Source organism: Pseudoalteromonas sp. APC 3495 (genome assembly GCF_030407645.1).
In the GTDB taxonomy this organism is placed as follows: domain Bacteria; phylum Pseudomonadota; class Gammaproteobacteria; order Enterobacterales; family Alteromonadaceae; genus Pseudoalteromonas; species Pseudoalteromonas tetraodonis.
Map to the genome: position 1 here is coordinate 44,413 of NZ_JASDDA010000019.1, position 18,839 is coordinate 63,251.

An 18,839-nucleotide genomic window follows, 5' to 3' on the forward strand; every position below is an offset into this window, starting at 1 on the left:
TCGGTTGAATATAGTGCGATCCTAGCACGCAGAGGGGGGGCTTGAATATTTTTTACTTGTTCAAAAATACCGAACTGGTATAAATAAATTCATCATTTATTGCGCTAAGTAAAAAACATGCAAAGGGATCAGGTCGTAGTTGTAAAGCTAGGTACAAGCGTACTCACTGGCGGTACCGATAAGTTAGACAAAGCACATATGGTGGAACTTGTTCGCCAATGCTGTGAGCTAAAAAAGCAAGGTCATCAGGTTATTTTAGTTTCTAGTGGTGCGGTTGCCGCAGGTCGCGAACAGTTATTAAAACCCTGTGGGCGCACATTAATAGACAAACAAATGTTGGCCGCCATTGGACAGGGGCAGCTCATTCATATTTGGCAAAGTTTATTTGCGTTATATGGCGTTAACGTGGGGCAAATGCTACTAACGCGCGCCGATGTTGACGACAGAGAGCGCTATTTAAATGCGCGCGATACCCTCAATGCCTTATTAAATTATGATGTTGTGCCGATCATCAATGAAAACGACGCGGTTGCTACCAGTGAAATAAAAGTAGGTGACAACGATAACTTATCGGCATTAGTGGCTATTTTGGCCAATGCCGATAAATTACTATTGCTGACCGATCAACAAGGGTTATTTACCAGCGATCCGCGCACTGACATTAACGCCACCTTGATTGATGAAGTTACCCATATTAATGATGAGTTACGCCAACTTGCGGGTGGCAGCGGTACAAACCTAGGCACAGGGGGTATGGCAACCAAACTACAGGCAGCCGATATTGCCAGAAGAGCTGGGGTTGAGGTGATTATTGCCAAAGGCGCTGATGAAAACGTGATTTTAAAATGCATGAGCGAGCAACTGCCAGGCACCCGTTTTTTAAAACTTACCGCCCCTAAAGATGGCCGAAAAAAATGGTTATTAGCAGGGCCTAAAAGTAGCGGCCAAATTTTAATTGATGCCGGTGCGGTGCATGCATTGCAATCTAAGGGCGCCAGTTTACTTGCTAAAGGCATTACGCGTGCAATAGGTGAATTTGAACGCGGAGATTTAATTAACTTAATTGATGTAAATCAGCAAATTATTGCACGTGGGTTAACGCGCTTTAGCCATCTTGAAATCGATAAAATAAAAGGCGCACACTCTAATCAAATCAGCCAATTACTTGATTACGACAGCAGTGCCGAAGTACTACACAGAGATGATATGGTGGTGTTGTAATTAAGCACTTTTTTAACGATATAGCGCAACGTATAATCCGCTTATAGTGTTGCGCTTTTTTGTGTTAAAATCTTGCACCTTAAATTTGTTGTAAAGAGTATTGAAGATGAAATTAGTTCGCTGGGTTTTAGGTTGTATCATCTTATTTTTTAATTTTGTTTTTACGCCGCGTAGCAAAAAACGTGATCCGCAAGAGCAAACTAAGCTTGATCAGCAAACCGCACAATTTAAGCTCTATCAATTCAAAGCATGCCCTTTTTGTGTAAAAGTGCGCCGTTCAATTAAGCGTGAAGGCTTAAAAATTGAAACACGCGATGCAAAAAATGATGAGCAATACCGCCAAGAGCTATTAGAGCAAGGCGGAAAAGTTAAAGTACCTTGTTTACGTATTGAGCAAGATGGCCAAGTTAAATGGCTTTATGAATCAAACGATATTATTGCTTACTTAAACAAAGTAGCCGCTTAAAATATTTATTGGTATTTCATACCATCTCACTTATTAAAAGAGACATTACCATGACAATTCGTACCCGTGTTGCTCCGTCGCCAACTGGTGACCCGCATCTTGGCACCGCTTACATTGCCTTATTTAACTACTGTTTTGCTAAACAGCAAGGCGGTGAATTTGTACTTCGTATTGAAGATACTGACCAAGTTCGCAGCACACCAGAATCTGAACAAGCCATCATGGATAGCTTACGCTGGTTAGGCCTTGAGTGGGATCATGGTCCTGATGTAGGTGGTGAGTTTGGTCCATACCGTCAATCTGAGCGCAGTGATTTATATAAAAAATACGCTCATCAGTTAGTTGAAGACGGCAAAGCGTTTTACTGTTTCGCAACCAGCGAAGAACTGGACCAAATGCGTGAAGAACAAATGGCCGAAGGTCTGCGTCCTAAATACGATGGCCGTGGCTTAAACCATACAGAAGACGAAATTAAAGCAAACTTAGCAGCGGGTAAACCGTACGTTATACGTATGAAAATCCCAAGCGAAGGCACGTTTAAATTTAACGACTACCTACGCGGTGAAATTGAGATCCCGTGGGAAAACGTAGACATGCAAGTGCTATTAAAAGCAGATGGTTTTCCAACGTACTTTTTAGCTAACGTGGTGGATGATCACCATATGCAAATTAGCCATATTTTCCGTGGTGAAGAGTGGATAAACTCAGCGCCTAAGCTATTAAAACTGTATGAAGATTTTGGTTGGGAAGCACCCGTACTAGGTCACTTACCTTTATTGCGTAATCCAGATAAATCAAAACTGTCTAAGCGTAAAAACCCAACGTCTATTAATTACTACAAAGAAATGGGTTACTTACCAGAAGCGGTACTTAACTACTTAGGCCGTATGGGTTGGTCAATGCCTGATGAGCGTGAAAAGTTCACTCTTAATGAAATGATAGAGCATTTTGACATGAAGCGTGTATCGCTTGGTGGCCCAGTATTCGACGTAGACAAGTTAAGCTGGTTAAACGGTATGTGGATCCGCGAAAACTTAACTGATGCAGAGCTAATGCAGCGTTTTGTTGACTGGAAATTTAATGGCGACATGCTGGCTAAAGTATTACCGGAAGCTAAAACGCGTATAAATACGCTCTCTGACATGGTTGATTTAGCAGGGCACTTTGTAGGCGGTATCCCGACTTACGATCCAGCGCTATTAACAGCCGGTAAAGCTGACGAAGATGTTATTCGCCAAGCATTACAATTTTTTGTATGGCAGCTAGAAGGCTTACGTAGCTTTGAAAAACCAGCTATTTTTGCAATTGCAAAAGAAGTCGCTACCTTCCACGAGCTTAAAATTAAAGACTTTTTAGAGCCTATATTTGTGGCTATTACCGGCAAAACATCATCTACCTCGGTATTAGATGCAATGGAGATTTTAGGATCAGATCTATCGCGTGCACGTTTACGTGTCGCGCTTGCCCATTTAGGTATTTCTAAAAAGCAGGCTAAAAAGATAGAACGCGCATACCGCGATTACCCAAGTGCGTAATCGCGTATACAGATTCAAAAGCCGCTTAATTTAAGCGGCTTTTTTGTGCCTGTAATTCTAAGATGGAGTTGCCAGCATAGGGTAAGTAAATAAGAAAAAATGAAACACATTAACGAGCCAATGACATAAAATGGCCCATTCTAATCGGCTAGTTTTATAGTAAATATAGCCATAACCAAAACCTGCAACGGCCGCCACGAGCATATAATGAGTACCCGCTGAAAAGTGTGCCAGTGAAAATACACAAGTACTGATAGCCGGTGCGAGCAGTGCAAACCTGCTCGGGGTTATTAGTTTTGAAAGCTTAGTTTGTATCACTCCCCTAAATAATGCCTCTTCTGCAACGCAGGTAAAAAGTAGGTTGATAGCTATAAATAACAACCAAAATTCAGGTACTTTTGGCGCAAATTCAACAAGGTTTAACGTTAAAGCAGTTATGAGCGCCGCTAAAATAGTAATAACTATAATTAAAGCAGGGTAGCCGATAGTTACTGGCTTTGCCGTTTTATTTTTTTCAAAAACATAAGCGGCCAGTATTAAACCCGCTAATGCTTTATCAAAATTAGCATACAAGGTAAATGCAATTGCGTTACTGGTGATTTGTTCATTAACAACAATAGGCAGGTTATTAAAACCCGCAAACCAATGTAAGGCCAACCCGAGTGAGGCTGTTATAAATAAAGACGTTAGAACATTACGTTTTAACGCTGAGGTTGCCAATAGCGTAAAGTGAAACAATCCCACATAAACAGCTATAACAGCAACCGCGTTTAAATTTATATATTCTTGATAATAGGCGCTAATAACACTTAGCAGCAATAAGTATTGCCATAATGGTTGGCGAAATACAGAGAGTTTACACTGCGGGAAAGCACATAAAATAGCGGCAGCTAAAAAGTAAAAAGTCATTGGCAAATACTGCTTGTTGTTTGATAGGGGAAATGAGAGAAAACGAATCACATAGCGTTATAGTCTCAATTAGATAATTTTGAGCTATTAATAATTATAGGCTTGTCCGGTACAAGTAACGGCTAAATCACAATTGTAGCGGGATACTGATTGGCATTGCTCCAGTGTAAATGCATTGCCACCTAAATAAAGCACATCGTTTTTAAGGGATTCTATAGCTTGTGATTTCAAACGGTTATAGCTAATTGAGGATGTTCGCGTATCATCTGATACATCGCAGCTTTCGCCTTTTATTCCACCAAGAGGGCTTGCACCTCTATCGAGAGCGTCCTGAACACTGTAAAACTGCTCTAGACCACGTTTTTTAATGTGGCTTGAAACGTGTTCTGATAAAACCTCGTCGTCGATATTGGTTGTGTAAGTAATGTTATTACAGCCAGTTAATAATGAAACCGCGCATATTAATAAAGAAAAATACTTCATTAGTTAATCCCTTAAACTCGTATTTGCCTAATTTACTTAGTTAATTAGCGAGTTGCAAATTATCATTTTTCGCCTTTATTAAACAGATTCGACCTCTCAAGATTTTTTTTCTGGTAGTATAGCTAGGTTATAAGCAGTTTAAGCAGTGAACACACTATGTTAAGTCCTTACTATCAGCAACATGCTGATTATGTTTCAATTTCTCGTGAGCAAGGTTGTCGCTTTGCTAAATGTGTAGCCGACGACTACAACCCGCTTCATGATAAAGACGCTAAAAAGTTTTGCGCACCAGGAGACTTACTTTTTTCTCTAGTGTTAGACCGCTATGGCATTAGTGAGCGAATGGAGTTTACCTTTGCCGGTATGGTTGATGAAAATACCAAACTAAATTTTCCAGAACAACCTGGAGAAGAGTTTGATGTAAACCATGGCGAAAAAGTAATTTTAAAGGTTAAACGCGACGGTAAAACCAGTAAATGCCCAACACTTACAAACAGTTTAATAAAAAATTATGTTGAGTTCTCAGGTGCTGCGTTCCCGCATGTAATTATTCCTTTAATGGGCAAGCAAGAGGTAATGATAAACCCTGCGCGTCCTATGATTATTTATGAATCAATGATCATTAACCTTAATAACATTGATATTAAATCACCGACCCTAGAGTTTGCACAGCCTAGCTTTGAATACGCTGGTAAACGCGGCAAAATAACCTTGCGCTTTAATTTATTAGAAAACGGCGAAAAGGTGGGTTTTGGTGAAAAACACATGGTGGTATCGGGTATTCGTGAATACTGTCAAAGCACCGTAGATGATTTAATTGCATTTTATAATGAGCGTAAAGCCACATTAAAACCGGCTTAAATACTTCATTTTACTTAGGCGCTATTTAGCGCCTTTTTTATTACTTAAGCTCAGGTATAATAGCGTTCTTTGTTATTTTAAAGCCAAGCTTATGTCTGCCACATCGTTCTCATCACTAGCCCTAGACCCGTTACTACTAACTGCAATAGAGCAAAATAATTACACTACGCCTACCGCCATTCAGCACAAAACGATACCGCCAATTTTAGCGGGCAAAGACGTTATGGGCAGCGCTCAAACTGGTACTGGTAAAACAGCCGCTTTTGTTTTGCCGCTATTACATAAGCTTTTAAATACCGCTAAAAAAGACGAACCAGGCATTGCCCGTGTGGTTATTTTAACGCCTACTAGGGAGCTTGCTCAGCAAGTATTTGCAAGCTTTGAAAAATACGCACAAGGTACAGATATAAAAGGTGCACTTGCCTATGGTGGCGCAAGCATTGGCCCACAAATCAAAGCACTTAAAACAGCACAAGTAATAGTGGCAACTCCTGGGCGCTTACTTGATCACATAGTGAAGGGCAGTGTGGTGCTTTCAAGCGTGGACTCTTTAGTATTTGATGAAGCAGACCGCATGCTTGATATGGGTTTTATTGACGAAATTAGACGAATACTGCGTCATATCCCAGGCGATCGTCAAACCTTACTGTTTTCCGCCACCTTTGATGACAGTGTATTTGAGCTAAGTAAAAAATTACTCAAAGATCCTGAACTTATTGAAGTTGATAAGCGCAACTCTGCTGCTGTAGAGGTTGAACAAGTTATTTACGCAGTAGATGAAGACAGAAAGCGCGAGCTGGTATCGCACATGATTGGCATGAAAAACTGGCGCCAAGTACTTATATTCACCCGCACTAAACAAATGGCCGATAAGCTTGCCAAAGAAATGTGTAAAGATGGTTTAAAAACCGAATCTATTCATGGTGATAAATCGCAAGGTGCTCGCGATCGCGCATTACAAAACTTTAAAGAGGGCAGTACGCGTGTTTTAGTGGCCACCGATGTAGCGGCGCGTGGTTTAGACATACCGGCACTTAAATACGTAATTAACTTTGAATTGCCATACATAGCTGAAGATTATGTGCATCGTATTGGCCGTACAGGGCGCGCTGGCGAGCAAGGCCTTGCAATGTCATTAGTGAGCTTAGATGAGCAATGGCTGCTTGAAGAAATTGAAGTACTGCTTGATACGCGTTTAACACCACAATGGCTTGAAGGCTACGAGCCCGATTTAAATAAGCCACCTAAAGATAACCGCAAAAACACCAACAAAGCGCGTAAAGATCGTGATAAAAAACGTATTACAGGGCAAAGAGCGCCGAATAGAAGACGTAAATAAAAGCTTAGGGCTTAACCTAAGAGGCAGCTAAGAGCGAAAAGCAGACATTGACCGTTAATCGTTTCAACGACGGCAATTAGCCATACGTTGCATGTTTGCTCCCTTACTGGTTTTACGATATCCAAAACCGACATAACGACCATTAAGCAAATACCAAAGTAAAATAGGTATGTGCTCCAATCATATAGCCAAAGAGGATAAAGCGTTAATAGCACTGCTACAGGCCCTAGAATGCTGAAGACAGCTCTGGTATGGTTTTTATTTTTGTGCCAGTTGTATAAGTTTACCAATAGTTCCAAAGATGCAAAAATAGGTAAAAGCGTATTTACAGCTATTCCTTCGAAGTGAGAGAAGAAGCCTAGTCCTAATGCCGATGCAAGTGACCTTAATGCAGGGAGGCAGGCCGTGCCGCTAGCCAAACGCCACTAGAGCCTACTCTGTCTAATATTTTATTTATCATTTGAAAGTCTATTGGTTGATATTACCATCATTCTAAACTCCGTATACAAGTACGGAGTCAATCATTTTAATGAGTCAATTATGGGGCAATGTGTTGGATCTTCGTTTTGCATACAGGTATTTGTCATACCCACAATTACTTTCTCTAAACGTTGAAGGTCATTAATTTTGTCTCGAATGATTGCTAACTTTTGTCGGTTTAATAGCTCAACTTGAGCGCAGTTGCTGTCCATAGACATTAGCGATTTTATTTCTCTTAACGTAAAGCCGAGCGCTTTGGCTTTTGTGATAAACCTAAGTTGTCCTGCTATTGATTCGTCATATTGTCTATAACCAGATATTGGTTTTTCAGGTTGTGTAATCAGTCCTTCTCGTTCATAAAAACGAATGGTTTCTACATTTAAATTTAATGATTGTGCTAATTTGCCAATGGTTTTCATTATTGCCTTTGTGAATACTACTAATCTAAAGTTATATTTAGTTCAACTATCTAATGACTTGATAATGCCACAGACTTCAATTGTACCGTCAGACCCGCAAGAGCTTGCCATTAGTTTTAACTCTTTTTTGAGTGCATTCAATTCCTTCATTCGTTGATTAACTAAAGTTAGTTGCCGATCAATTAATGCATTTACACTAGAGCAACTCTCCTCTGGCTTGTTTTTTAATTCAATGAGTCGCTTAATATCATTAAGCGGAATATCTAAACTTCGACAATGCTTTACGAACTCTAGCTCTTTAAATGCCTTATTAGAATACAACCTGAAATTCCCTTCAGTGCGATCAGGATCTGACAGCAAGCCCTCCTTTTCATAATATCGGATGGTTTGTACTGAATACCCCGATGTTTTCGATAACTCACCAATTTTCATAAAATTTCCAAATAAACTTGACCCTATAGTCACTATAGGATTTATAGTTAGAGCATACAAGTTAATCGGAGATGAAAATGAGCGATTGTGGGTGTGAAGTTGAGCTAAAAGATAACCAGCAAAAAACGGTGCTTTATTGGCTTCTGGCTATCAATGCCTCGATGTTTGTTTTTGAAATTGGCTTTGGTTGGTTATCAGAATCAACGGCTTTAATTGCAGATTCGTTAGACATGCTAGCGGATGCAATCGTCTATGCAATTGCACTATACGCGGTGGGAAAGTCAATCCAACATAAGGCTAATGCTGCTTTAGTGAGTGGCTATTTCCAACTGGGGTTAGGCGTGCTAATTCTAATGGATATTGCTAGAAGGCTGTATGGTGAAAGTGAGCCTCACTCTTGGTTTATGATTGGCGTAGGCATGGTTGCTTTAGTTGCAAATGTGATTTGTCTCATCCTTATTCGAAAGCACAACAACGATGAAGTACATATGAGAGCTAGCTGGATATTTTCAGCGAATGATGTAATTGCAAATCTTGGTGTCGTTATCGCAGGCATACTCGTTATGGTGCTGAAACAGCGTTGGCCTGATATCGTCATTGGTAGCATCATTTCAATGTTAATTCTTCGAGGCGCTTACCGAATACTAAGCGATGCTAAACAAGAATTAGCTGTTGCTGAGAAAACACGTTAAACACCAAATGAAGATAAACAATCAACCTTTGGTTGTTCAAAGTAAGGAAACATCAATGAATAGCAAATATCTAGAAAAAACCAAGATAGTAAATTTTGAACACTCTACAATTCAATCATTAATTTCTGAGCGTAATTGGCAAGAACTCGATGACTTCAACAAAATTGGTGCAGCCTACCAATTTGTTAAAGATGAAATATTATTTGGTTACAATGAGAGTGATGATATTTCAGCAAGCAGTGTTTTAGCCGATGGTTACGGACAATGCAATACCAAGGGTAACTTGCTGATGGCTTTGTTACGAGGATTAGGTATTCAATGTCGTTTTCACGGCTTTACTATTGAGCAGCGATTACAAAAAGGAGCTATTCCAACTTATGTATTTTGGTTAGCACCTAAATATATCATTCATAGTTGGATTGAAGTTTATTTCAAGGATCGTTGGATAAACTTAGAAGGCTTTATATTAGATGAACAATATTTAAGTTCACTACAGCACAAATTTAGTCAAATAAAAAACGAATTTTGTGGTTATGGTGTTGCAACAAAGTGTTTCTCTTCGCCAGATACAGATTGGCGTGGTCAAGATACCTATATACAAAAAGAAGGTATTCATGATAATTTTGGTGTTTATAATTCCCCTGATGAGTTTTATCTCGAAAAAGGAACTAACTTATCAGGAATCAAACGTTGGATGTATCAACGAGTGATCCGTCACTTTATCAATTTTAACGTAGTCAATGTAAGAAATTTAAAAGTTCTTGAGGTGGAAAATGCACAATCATAGCCATAGCCATTCGCATGGAAAAGACGACCGTATAGGTTGGACATTTTTCCTTAATGTTTCATTTACTATTATCGAATTTATTGGTGGTTGGCTAACCAACAGTACCGCTATTATGGCTGATGCTGTACATGACCTGGGTGACAGTTTATCTATAGGATTCGCTTGGATACTGAGTCGTTTCTCGGATAAAGAAGCATCCGATAGATTTAGCTATGGCTATCGTCGTCTTACCCTGTTTGGCGCATTAATTAACAGTATTGTATTAGTTATTGGTTCTGTCTGGGTGCTATTTGAAGCAATACCAAGATTATCTAATCCTGAAATGCCAATGGCTGAAGGAATGTTGGGTCTTGCATTACTTGGGGTTGCTGTTAATGGGTATGCAGTATTTAAACTAAAAGCGGGTAAAACGCTGAACGAAAAAGTACTTACGTGGCATTTGCTTGAAGACGTACTTGGCTGGGTTGCAGTCCTAATTGTTTCTATCGTGCTGCTTTTTGTAGATCTACCAATATTAGATCCTTTGCTTTCTATAGGCTTTACACTGTTTATATTGTTTAACGTTTTGAAAAACCTGAAAACAACATTGGCACTATTTCTTCAAGCTACACCTGATGAAGAAGTGCAGAATAATATTGAAAAAGCGATAAAGGCTATACCTGAAATTAATGGGATTCATCATATGCACTTTTGGTCATTAGACGGGGAAAGTCACGTATTAACTGCTCACCTAGAGTTAGCCCATAACTTTGAGGTTGATAAATTAATTAGGCTAAAACAACAAGTGGCTAAGGAACTTTCTTCTTATAATTTATCTCATACAACCATTGAGTTTGAGTTTCCTCAAGAAACTTGCCGTGACGAGCATGAAAAACATGCGCATGGCTAGTTTAGAAAACCTTTTTTTGATATTATAATTTTTCATATTTAAGTAGGTGTTTATTTTGAAATTCAATGTTGCGTTAAAAATACTATTAGTCGTTTCGATTGTTTTGCAATCGTTAACTGCTGTTGTATCCGCAACACCTGAGAATCACCAAATAGATATAGAGCACCTTCAAATTCAACATGATCATGCAGATGATCGAAATGTCTCAAATGATAATGTAGGTGATGAGCAGCATAATGAAAAAGATTGTCATCACTGCGGACATTGCAGTGGCAGCCACTTATCTTGGATTTTAGTCAGTAATTCAAATACCACGGGCAAACTAAACATTATCAATAAAACGCCTTATCAAATTGATCAAACAAGTACCTTTCTTGAAGCGATACTTCGTCCGCCCATTTCTTAATTAGATTAATTTTTAATGACCTATTTATCCTTTAATAATGGATAAAGGTTTCGTGTTTATTAATTTTAAAATTAAGAATTTTTATGTATATATATTTAAAAAATGCAGGTTTAGTCCTGTCTTTATGTATGGCTGTGAGTTTTTCAGTTGCCACTTATGCCAAACAGAAAAGTATTTCATGGCTAGATAGTCAAATAAATAAAGATCCCGAAGTTGTTGCGGCTAAAGAGTTACTTAATGCAAGTAATCATAGAGCCAAGAGCTTAACTAAAGCCGTATATAACCCAGAGCTTGAAGCAAGCTATGAAAAAGAGGGTGATTTTGATAATTATTCTATTGGTATCAGTCAAACGATTGATTTTTGGGATAAGCAATCAGCAAATAAAAGCATTGGTGAAATTGGTGTTTATGCAAACCAGCAACAATTGTTATCTCTACTCGATTCTAAAAAGGCTAACGCTTTAACTGCAATAGTTAATTGGCAAGCAGCAAAAAAGGTGGCTCAGTTACTTTCAGTAAGAGAAAATCAATTACAAACGCTCGTTGGAATTATTGAAGATAAGCGAAAAGCAGGACTTTTAGAGCCACTTGACGCTGAACTGGTTTATTTAAACTTGTCCCAAGTTTTCAGTGAAATATCTGAGTCGCAAATTGCTTTGAAAAATGCAGAGGTAAATGTTCAGGAGTTATTGCCTGATTGGACGCCTAATACTACCAATTTGTTTTCATTTACTTTTGGAGCAACAAACTATTCATTTAACTCTCAGTGGGTTGAGGAACATCCAAAAGTTAAACTCGCTAGAGCGCAATGGAAGATAAAACAATCTAAAGCTCAACTAACCACTATGGAATCTAAAGCCAATCCAACCATTGGAGTTAACGCAGGGAAAAGTGGAGATGAAGACTTGATTGGCGTGACTTTCTCAATGCCTTTAAATATCAGAAATAACTATTCAGATACTGTTAAAGCCGCTTATTCAGAAGCAATTGCAGCAGAGGCTAACTTTCGGTCGGTTTATCGAAAGCAGTCATTTGAAGCAAAAGCTAATTATGAATCGCTTATTGTCAGTAAAAAATATTATGAGCAATGGCAAAAACTGACAAAAGGCAGATTAGATAGCAGCGAAAACTTATTAAATAAGCGCTGGGAAGCTGGTGACATTAATACTTCTGACTACTTACTTGCATTAAATCAACGTGCGGAAGGGCTTCATGCAGGAATACGTTTGGAAAATCAATTCAAGCTTGCAGAAATATCCTTCATTTTAAGTATGGGTCAGTTATCCAAATTTGAGATTTGAGCGCTTTGTTTTTTCAGTAGCGAAAAACGAAATCTTAAATTTATTAAAAATATAGGTTACAAAAATGAATACAGTAATTAGTAAAAAATTTTTAGCCGTAGTAATTAGCTGCCTGTTAGTTGGGTTTACTACAAATCATGATGCTTTTGCACAGTCGTCAGATGGAACTGGTTCTGTCACAAACGTTTCGAAACAAGAAGAAAAAGAACATCAAGATGAGCATGAACACGAAAAGGGACATGAAGAAGATAAAGGTGACCATGACGAGCACGGCCATGAAGGTGGTAATAAAGAGGGAGAAGAAGGACATGAAGAAGGTATCACTATTGATCCAAAGAAGATGTCGCTTGCTAACATTAAAGTGGAAAGTGTTAAGCCTGAATATCAATTTAGCACCGTATATGCACCAGGCGAAATAAAAGCTAATGGCTATAAAAGTTATGTGGTATCGCCACGTACAGAGTCAGTCATTATTAGTCGCCATGCAGCGCTTGGAGAGCATGTAGAAATAGGTCAGAAGTTAGTTACATTATTTAGTGAAGCAATGGCACAAGCACAGGCTGACTATTTAATCGCTTCAACCGAATGGCAACGTGTGAAAAAGCTGGGTAACAAGACGGTGAGTGAAAGTAGATTATTACAAGCAGAGACTACATACAATGCGAGTTACGGGAAGCTTATTGCTTTAGGGTTAACTGAAAAAGCAATAGATGGCATTTCTAACAAAGACATAAAAGCGTTTGGGCAATATACATTAATTGCTCAGCGTGAAGGGGTTGTACTTCAAGACGATTTTATCCAAGGGCAACGTGTTGATGCTGGTGATTCAGTAATGTTGTTAGCAGATGAAAAACAACTATGGGTTGAAGCAAAAGTTTCTCCAAATAAAAAGCTAAATTTATCAATTGATTCTCCTGCGGTACTTAAATTAGAAGGCCAGAGTTACAATGCCAAAGTTATCCAAGAAGCCCATACAATTGACCCTATTACTCGTACTCGAATTATTAGGTTAGGAGTAGATAATTCGGATGATAATCTTCATTCAGGCATGTTTGTAAAAGTTTACTTTCAGTTTGCCACAAAGCAGAAAGTGATGGCTGTGCCAGAAGAAGCATTGATCCGCAGCGCAGATGGTGATTGGACAGTATTTGTCGAAGACCACCCTGGAGAATTTAAAGCTGTAGAAATAGAACTAGGCCGAGCCTTAGGTGGTTTTAGAGAAATCATTGGCCTTGATAGTGGAACGCGAATTGTAACTAAAGGCGCATTTTTTGTTGCGTCTGAAATCGCTAAAGGCGGATTTGATCCGCACAACCACTAGGGAGCAAGACTATGTTTAATAAAATAATAGATTGGTCTGTTAATAATAGACTCCTGATTTTGATTGCGCTGTTTGCCACTATGGTTGGTGCAGTTATGGTGATCCCAAAATTAAATTTGGATGCCTTTCCTGATGTTACTAATGTTCAAGTTGCTGTAAATACTGAAGCGCCAGGACTGGCTGCTGAAGAAGTTGAACAACTCATTACGTACCCCATTGAAGCGGTAATGTATGCCCTACCTGATGTAGAACAAGTGCGCTCAATTTCTAAAACAGGCTTGTCTGGCGTTACGGTTGTTTTCAAAGAAGGCACCGACATTTACTTTGCAAGACAACTCGTATTTGAGCGTCTTCAAGCCGCAAAAGAACTGATACCAGAAGGTGTTGGGACACCCGAAATGGGACCAAACACCTCTGGGCTGGGCCAAGTATTTCAGTATCTTCTTATTTCAGATAAAGGTGCAGGTTATGATGCTATGGCGCTTCGAAGCCTTAACGATTGGATTGTTAAGTTACTCGTTATGCCTGTCGATGGAGTCACTGATGTATTATCTTTTGGTGGTAATGTTAGGCAATACCAAGTCAATGTCGATCCATCTAAGCTCTTAGCATATGAACTAACGCAAGAAGACGTTGTTGGTGCCCTAGATAACAACAATGCGAATGTTGGCGGATGGTACATGAACCGTGGGCAAGAGCAGCTTGTGATTAGAGGCACAGGCTGGTTTGAGAGTGGTGAGGCTGGCATCAGTAATATCAAACAAGTTCCCGTTAAAACAGTAGATGGTACGGTTGTTACGGTTTCAGATATTGCTAAAGTTGAAATGGGCAGTGAAATTCGTCAAGGTGCTGTCACCATGACGCGCAAAACCGAAGACGGTAAAGTCGAAAATTTAGGCGAAGTTGTCTCTGGCATTGTCTTAAAACGCATGGGTTCAAATACTAAAGCCACCATTGATGGTATCAATGCAAGAATTCCATTAATTAATCAAGCATTGCCAAAAGGTGTTCGCTTTGAGCCTTTTTATGATCAGGCTGATTTGATTGAAAAAGCGGTAAATACAGTGGTTGATGCACTATTACTAGCATTTATTTTCATCTGTATTGTATTAGCACTATTTTTAATGAATTTACGTGCAACCTTCTTGGTATTAATATCTATTCCAATTTCAATTGGTATCGCGTTAATGATCATGGCTTGGTGGGGCATTTCTGCAAACCTTATGTCACTGGGTGGCATAGCGGTCGCTATTGGTATGCTTGTAGATGGCTCAGTGGTTATGGTTGAAAATATGTTTAAACATTTAAATAGACCTGACGCGACACATTCGAAATCGGTAAAGGAACGTGTTCCAACTTCTGACGCAGATCCGCACGATGTAGAACACGATGAGCACGGCATTAAATTACGTCTGCAAAATGCAGGTAAAGAAGTGGCTCGTCCCGTCTTTTTTGCTGCCTCGATTATTTTAGTCGTATTTGCGCCATTGTTCAGCTTTGAAGGGGTTGAAGCAAAGTTATTCCAACCTATGGCAATAAGCATCATCTTAGCCGTTGTATCTGCGATTGTGGTTGCGTTGTTTATCGTACCTGCACTGGCAACTTATTTATTTAAGTCAGGTGTAAAAGAGAGGGAAAGCTTTGTTCTTAGGCCATTAGACAAACTCTACAGAAAAGGGCTTACATTCGCACTAAAACGCACCAAGTTAGTCATTTCAGCCGCACTTATATTAGTTTTCTCTGCCTTTGCATTAGTTCCATTAATTGGTACTGAATTTGTACCTGAGTTAGAAGAAGGGACGATAAACTTAAGAGCAACGCTGGCACCTTCTTCCAGTTTAGATACCGCGCTCACTGTGGCACCAATTCTAGAAGAAAAACTAATGGCTTTTCCTGAAGTAACCTATGCATTAAGCCGAATTGGTCGAGCCGAAATAGGTGGAGATCCAGAGCCTGTGAATAACATAGAAATTTACATAGGGTTGAAGCCTGTTTCTGAGTGGACCAGTGCATCTAATCGATATGAACTTCAAGGGAAAATGGAGAGATCTTTAGAGGAGTTTCCTGGCTTACTACTAAACTTTTCTCAACCTATTGCGACTCGTGTTGATGAGTTACTATCTGGCGTAAAAGCTCAGTTGGCGATAAAGTTATTTGGCCCTGAGTTAGACGTTTTAGCAGCTAAAGGACAAGAGATCGAAGCGGCTATAAAGAGTGTTGATGGTGCAAGAGATGTTGCTCTTGAGCAAATTGCAGGTGAAGCGCAACTTGTCGTAAAACCTAATAGGCAAGAGCTATCGCGCTTTGGACTTTCAGTTGTTGATATAATGGAAGTTGTGCGAGATGGTATTGGAGGGGTTGAAGCTGGACAAATCATCAAAGGCAATGAACGTTATGATATTTACGTGCGTATTGAAGAAGAGTACCGACAAAATAAGGAAGCTATTTCAGATATTCGAATTCAGTCACCAACAGGCGCCTGGGTACGCTTAGGTGATGTTGCAACTGTTTCATTTGAATCAGGTCCTCCTCAAGTAAGGCGCGATGATGTTCAAAGGCGTGTCGTTATTCAAGCAAACGTTCAGAATAGAGATATGGGTAGTGTAGTAGCCGACATCAGAAAAGTTATTGCTGAGAAAGTTGACCTACCTTCAGGTTACTCGGTAGCAATAGGTGGCCAATTCGAAAGCCAGCAGCGTGCTCAAAGCAGACTAGCTATCGTTGTACCTCTATCTTTAGCGCTAATTGCATTGTTACTTTACTTTGCTTTTGGCTCTGTTGGTCAAGCTATGCTGATATTGGTCAACGTGCCGCTTGCTGTAATTGGCGGAGTTTTCTCCTTATATTTATCTGGACAATACTTGTCTGTACCAAGCTCCGTTGGCTTTATTACCTTATTTGGTGTAGCGGTATTGAATGGGGTCGTTATGGTAGAAAGTATCAACCAACGTATTAAAGACGGTCTAGAAGCATCTAAAGCCGTTTTTGAAGGCGCTACTTCAAGATTAAGACCTGTACTTATGACTGCTATAACATCAGCTTTAGGTTTGATACCGATGTTAATGTCTAATGGTGTTGGTGCAGAAATACAGCGCCCATTAGCGAGTGTTATTGTTGGCGGCTTGGTAACTGCAACACTGTTAACATTATTTGTTTTACCTGTTTTATATCGCTGGTTTTCAGAGAAAAAAATAAAAGAGCTATCCAGATAAAATTACTGTGAACTCTAACCCCACGCTAAAGTCACGTTTAGCGTGGGGTTATTGAGTAGATGAACGAAAAGAAAGATTAGATTTAACAATAAACTAATAGTCATGACTGCTTTGTCGGAATATTTGTCGTTAAACAGGCCAAAGCTAACTTCCGCTTTCGTATCTTTGCAGTCTTAATCTCTATGTGTCTCAAGGTCGGATTATGGCACGTGCCAGACTCTAACTTCGAGTCTGGCTTAGGTTCAAATTTAAGCATCGATCTGTTCTGATACTTCTAACGCATCATCAACTTCTATTCCCAAGTACCTGACAGTGCTCTCTAGTTTTCTATGGCCAAGTAGAAGCTGACAGGCTCTTAAATTTTTAGTTTTTTTGTAAATTAGTGATGGTTTGGTACGTCTCATTGAATGAGTGCCATATTGAGTCTTATCTAACCCAATTGAGGTGACCCAAGAGTCAACTATACGTCCATATTGACGGGTTGAAAGGTGTTCAGAGGAATGAATTCGTGACTTAAACAAGTAATCATAAGAATTGAGAGTAAATTGCTCTATGAGCGCCACAATTGATTTCCTTGTATTTCCAGTAATTTCAAATTGAACAGGCATACCAGTCTTTTTTTGAACGACTATTGCCCGTGATTGGATTGCTTTACCATGTGCAATGTCATTAACTTTTAGTGAAACTAAATCACACCCTCTTAGTTTGCTATCTATGGCTAGGTTAAATAGTGCTAGATCTCTTATTTTATGAAAAAGTTCCAGTCGTATTCGGATAGCCCATATTTGCTGTAATTTTAGAGGTAACTTTTGTCCTACAAGCTTATTTTTATTCCAAGGCTCTTTAGGCTGATATATAGTTAACTGGTGCATTAGTTGTACTCCGGTGTTTATGGAGTTTTAAGCTTAGCTCGCTACAAAAGAATTCGGGTATGAGCGAGGAGCGGACACTGAAAAGTTAAATTTATTATTACTTCTTTGAGTAAGAGCCTAATTCTGTTCGATAACATTATTAAACGCCGCTTTGGGGAAAAATAACATGCTTAATATCTCGCTATTTTAATTACTTGTTTACAAAGGAAATTATTGGTGAAATTATCGGGGTATGTAATATACGCCGTTTTGGTGTGTTATAAACCACCAAAACGGTGTTCAATAAGCTGTTAGCCATTAATTCATACGTACGGAGTTTATATGCTTACCCATTCCTTCGAAGACCTGACTCAAACGTTTAGAGTTCTGCTTGAATCGAATCAAAGATTAAAACAATTAATTGATATTGATAGAGCAGAAGCCGTGGGTACTGTGGAAACTGCAATTAACGCAAAATTAAATGCATTCCATAATTTATATGATTTGATGGCGCAAGAATTAGGAAAGCCAGTAGATTGGTATTCAGTCCCTGAACTTTGCATAATTCTGGCAATTCGCAATGCTCGCCACCATAACAAAGCAAACAGAATTAGAAGTTTATGGAACTACCATAATCAAGTTTGTGAAAAGCCTACAAACAAAAAGAAGTATCTATACGTAAATTCTGTTGTACCTGAAGAGGAAGAAGGTGGAGGGTACTTTGATATACCTCTATCTTGGTCTGATTTAGACGATTTGTTAACTTTGCCACGAAATGAATCAAGATTGAGAGCTAATGCTAGAGATCTAATTCGTAACTATTTAAATGCAGATAAATTTGAAGAAGAGGCAAAATCTTTAGGTTTCAGTAAATCTCAAATATTTTTCAACTTTGTGCCTTTGTCTCTGAATGCAGGAATTGCATTGCACCCATTTGTGAAAGAGCATGTGACACCTGATTCAGTAGAGTCTGAATTTTTTTTACAGCACTTTGAAAATACAGCCTCAGCACTGACTAAAGAACACGACTATCAAGAGTTCACATTTTCACTACCAGAGTAAATGGCTAACAAGAGTCTAAGGTTACGACAGTCCGCAAATGGCACAAATGCGACTGTTAGATTTGATAAAGTCCTACAGTTCAAACCTCACAGATCAAGTTAGTACTTATGAAAATAAACGAAGCTAACTACTTGAACTGGCTTATTTTATTTCGATTATCATTGTTGCCCGAA

The 18,839-nt window shown here is 39.1% G+C and carries 19 protein-coding genes; 13 read left to right on the top strand and 6 right to left on the bottom strand.

Annotated features, from left to right (window positions below):
• Positions 1 to 117 precede the first annotated feature (117 nt).
• From proB to gltX, 3 genes are all read left to right on the top strand, one after another.
• Entirely contained in the window at positions 118 to 1,221 is a 1,104-nt protein-coding gene (proB, locus tag QL984_RS09775) for a glutamate 5-kinase (protein WP_036956571.1), read from the top strand.
• Between the two features lie 106 nt (positions 1,222 to 1,327).
• Entirely contained in the window at positions 1,328 to 1,687 is a 360-nt protein-coding gene (locus tag QL984_RS09780; protein ID WP_008111110.1) for a glutathione S-transferase N-terminal domain-containing protein, read from the top strand.
• 50 nt (positions 1,688 to 1,737) lie between these two features.
• Entirely contained in the window at positions 1,738 to 3,222 is a 1,485-nt protein-coding gene (gene gltX, locus QL984_RS09785) for a glutamate--tRNA ligase (RefSeq protein WP_036956570.1), read from the top strand.
• Positions 3,223 to 3,279: 57 nt separating this feature from the next.
• Here the strand turns inward: gltX and QL984_RS09790 are convergent, their stop codons facing one another.
• Both QL984_RS09790 and QL984_RS09795 read right to left on the bottom strand, forming a co-directional pair.
• Positions 3,280 to 4,131, bottom strand: a complete 852-nt coding sequence (locus tag QL984_RS09790; protein WP_036956567.1) for a CPBP family intramembrane glutamic endopeptidase — start codon at positions 4,129 to 4,131, stop codon at positions 3,280 to 3,282.
• 87 nt (positions 4,132 to 4,218) lie between these two features.
• A complete protein-coding gene (locus QL984_RS09795; protein WP_036956565.1) occupies positions 4,219 to 4,614 on the bottom strand; it encodes a hypothetical protein in 396 nt (131 codons plus the stop codon).
• Between the two features lie 156 nt (positions 4,615 to 4,770).
• Here QL984_RS09795 and QL984_RS09800 point away from each other — a divergent pair, with 156 nt between their 5' ends.
• On the top strand, positions 4,771 to 5,475 hold the full coding sequence (locus QL984_RS09800) for a DUF3581 domain-containing protein (protein ID WP_013465710.1): 705 nt from the start codon (positions 4,771 to 4,773) through the stop codon (positions 5,473 to 5,475).
• Positions 5,476 to 5,566: 91 nt separating this feature from the next.
• Entirely contained in the window at positions 5,567 to 6,814 is a 1,248-nt protein-coding gene (locus QL984_RS09805) for a DEAD/DEAH box helicase (RefSeq protein ID WP_036956563.1), read from the top strand.
• 11 nt (positions 6,815 to 6,825) lie between these two features.
• Here QL984_RS09805 and QL984_RS09810 read toward each other — a convergent pair whose 3' ends face one another.
• The 3 genes from QL984_RS09810 to QL984_RS09820 all read right to left on the bottom strand — a co-directional run bounded on the left by QL984_RS09810 (position 6,826) and on the right by QL984_RS09820 (position 8,145).
• Complete coding sequence (locus QL984_RS09810) at positions 6,826 to 7,233, bottom strand: MerC family mercury resistance protein (protein WP_232311323.1); 408 nt, start codon at positions 7,231 to 7,233, stop codon at positions 6,826 to 6,828.
• A gap of 102 nt (positions 7,234 to 7,335) precedes the next feature.
• Positions 7,336 to 7,713 carry a MerR family transcriptional regulator gene (locus QL984_RS09815; RefSeq protein WP_004588890.1) on the bottom strand — a complete coding sequence of 126 codons (378 nt, stop codon included), beginning with the start codon at positions 7,711 to 7,713 and terminating at the stop codon, positions 7,336 to 7,338.
• A gap of 42 nt (positions 7,714 to 7,755) precedes the next feature.
• A complete protein-coding gene (locus QL984_RS09820) occupies positions 7,756 to 8,145 on the bottom strand; it encodes a Cd(II)/Pb(II)-responsive transcriptional regulator (protein WP_004588889.1) in 390 nt (129 codons plus the stop codon).
• A 77-nt stretch (positions 8,146 to 8,222) separates the two neighbouring features.
• On the opposite strand from QL984_RS09820, the gene QL984_RS09825 reads away from it, so the two are divergent.
• The 7 genes from QL984_RS09825 (at position 8,223) to QL984_RS09855 (ending at position 16,753) form a co-directional block, all read left to right on the top strand.
• Positions 8,223 to 8,837: a cation transporter gene (locus QL984_RS09825; RefSeq protein ID WP_004588888.1), complete on the top strand. Its 615-nt coding sequence runs from the start codon at positions 8,223 to 8,225 to the stop codon at positions 8,835 to 8,837.
• A gap of 55 nt (positions 8,838 to 8,892) precedes the next feature.
• Positions 8,893 to 9,624, top strand: coding sequence for a transglutaminase-like domain-containing protein (locus tag QL984_RS09830; RefSeq protein WP_069439206.1), 732 nt, complete (start codon positions 8,893 to 8,895; stop codon positions 9,622 to 9,624).
• A complete protein-coding gene (locus QL984_RS09835) occupies positions 9,611 to 10,513 on the top strand; it encodes a cation diffusion facilitator family transporter (protein ID WP_004588886.1) in 903 nt (300 codons plus the stop codon). The genes QL984_RS09830 and QL984_RS09835 overlap by 14 nt, the downstream gene beginning before the upstream one ends.
• 55 nt (positions 10,514 to 10,568) lie before the next feature.
• Positions 10,569 to 10,919, top strand: coding sequence for a hypothetical protein (locus QL984_RS09840; RefSeq protein WP_004588885.1), 351 nt, complete (start codon positions 10,569 to 10,571; stop codon positions 10,917 to 10,919).
• Positions 10,920 to 11,002: 83 nt separating this feature from the next.
• Positions 11,003 to 12,220: a TolC family protein gene (locus QL984_RS09845; RefSeq protein ID WP_008468875.1), complete on the top strand. Its 1,218-nt coding sequence runs from the start codon at positions 11,003 to 11,005 to the stop codon at positions 12,218 to 12,220.
• 64 nt (positions 12,221 to 12,284) lie between these two features.
• The gene (locus QL984_RS09850; RefSeq protein WP_055022223.1) at positions 12,285 to 13,541 is read left to right on the top strand and encodes an efflux RND transporter periplasmic adaptor subunit; all 1,257 of its coding nucleotides are present in this window, start codon (positions 12,285 to 12,287) and stop codon (positions 13,539 to 13,541) included.
• Positions 13,542 to 13,552: 11 nt separating this feature from the next.
• Positions 13,553 to 16,753 carry a CusA/CzcA family heavy metal efflux RND transporter gene (locus tag QL984_RS09855; protein WP_055022222.1) on the top strand — a complete coding sequence of 1,067 codons (3,201 nt, stop codon included), beginning with the start codon at positions 13,553 to 13,555 and terminating at the stop codon, positions 16,751 to 16,753.
• Between the two features lie 248 nt (positions 16,754 to 17,001).
• On the opposite strand, the gene QL984_RS09860 is transcribed toward QL984_RS09855, so the two are convergent.
• Positions 17,002 to 17,625: a tyrosine-type recombinase/integrase gene (locus QL984_RS09860; protein ID WP_004589486.1), complete on the bottom strand. Its 624-nt coding sequence runs from the start codon at positions 17,623 to 17,625 to the stop codon at positions 17,002 to 17,004.
• A 321-nt stretch (positions 17,626 to 17,946) separates the two neighbouring features.
• Between QL984_RS09860 and QL984_RS09865 the strand changes: the two genes are divergently transcribed.
• Positions 17,947 to 18,666, top strand: a complete 720-nt coding sequence (locus QL984_RS09865; RefSeq protein WP_058155173.1) for a hypothetical protein — start codon at positions 17,947 to 17,949, stop codon at positions 18,664 to 18,666.
• Positions 18,667 to 18,839: the final 173 nt, after the last annotated feature.

What these genes read in the sequence shown, in the direction of transcription:
- proB (WP_036956571.1), top strand. Translation starts at nt 118, where the DNA reads ATGCAAAGGGATCAGGTCGTAGTTGTAAAGCTAGGTACAAGCGTACTC.
- QL984_RS09780 (WP_008111110.1), top strand. Translation starts at nt 1,328, where the DNA reads ATGAAATTAGTTCGCTGGGTTTTAGGTTGTATCATCTTATTTTTTAAT.
- gltX (WP_036956570.1), top strand. Translation starts at nt 1,738, where the DNA reads ATGACAATTCGTACCCGTGTTGCTCCGTCGCCAACTGGTGACCCGCAT.
- QL984_RS09790 (WP_036956567.1), bottom strand. Translation starts at nt 4,131, where the DNA reads ATGACTTTTTACTTTTTAGCTGCCGCTATTTTATGTGCTTTCCCGCAG.
- QL984_RS09795 (WP_036956565.1), bottom strand. Translation starts at nt 4,614, where the DNA reads ATGAAGTATTTTTCTTTATTAATATGCGCGGTTTCATTATTAACTGGC.
- QL984_RS09800 (WP_013465710.1), top strand. Translation starts at nt 4,771, where the DNA reads ATGTTAAGTCCTTACTATCAGCAACATGCTGATTATGTTTCAATTTCT.
- QL984_RS09805 (WP_036956563.1), top strand. Translation starts at nt 5,567, where the DNA reads ATGTCTGCCACATCGTTCTCATCACTAGCCCTAGACCCGTTACTACTA.
- QL984_RS09815 (WP_004588890.1), bottom strand. Translation starts at nt 7,713, where the DNA reads ATGAAAACCATTGGCAAATTAGCACAATCATTAAATTTAAATGTAGAA.
- QL984_RS09820 (WP_004588889.1), bottom strand. Translation starts at nt 8,145, where the DNA reads ATGAAAATTGGTGAGTTATCGAAAACATCGGGGTATTCAGTACAAACC.
- QL984_RS09825 (WP_004588888.1), top strand. Translation starts at nt 8,223, where the DNA reads ATGAGCGATTGTGGGTGTGAAGTTGAGCTAAAAGATAACCAGCAAAAA.
- QL984_RS09830 (WP_069439206.1), top strand. Translation starts at nt 8,893, where the DNA reads ATGAATAGCAAATATCTAGAAAAAACCAAGATAGTAAATTTTGAACAC.
- QL984_RS09835 (WP_004588886.1), top strand. Translation starts at nt 9,611, where the DNA reads ATGCACAATCATAGCCATAGCCATTCGCATGGAAAAGACGACCGTATA.
- QL984_RS09845 (WP_008468875.1), top strand. Translation starts at nt 11,003, where the DNA reads ATGTATATATATTTAAAAAATGCAGGTTTAGTCCTGTCTTTATGTATG.
- QL984_RS09850 (WP_055022223.1), top strand. Translation starts at nt 12,285, where the DNA reads ATGAATACAGTAATTAGTAAAAAATTTTTAGCCGTAGTAATTAGCTGC.
- QL984_RS09855 (WP_055022222.1), top strand. Translation starts at nt 13,553, where the DNA reads ATGTTTAATAAAATAATAGATTGGTCTGTTAATAATAGACTCCTGATT.
- QL984_RS09860 (WP_004589486.1), bottom strand. Translation starts at nt 17,625, where the DNA reads ATGCACCAGTTAACTATATATCAGCCTAAAGAGCCTTGGAATAAAAAT.
- QL984_RS09865 (WP_058155173.1), top strand. Translation starts at nt 17,947, where the DNA reads ATGCTTACCCATTCCTTCGAAGACCTGACTCAAACGTTTAGAGTTCTG.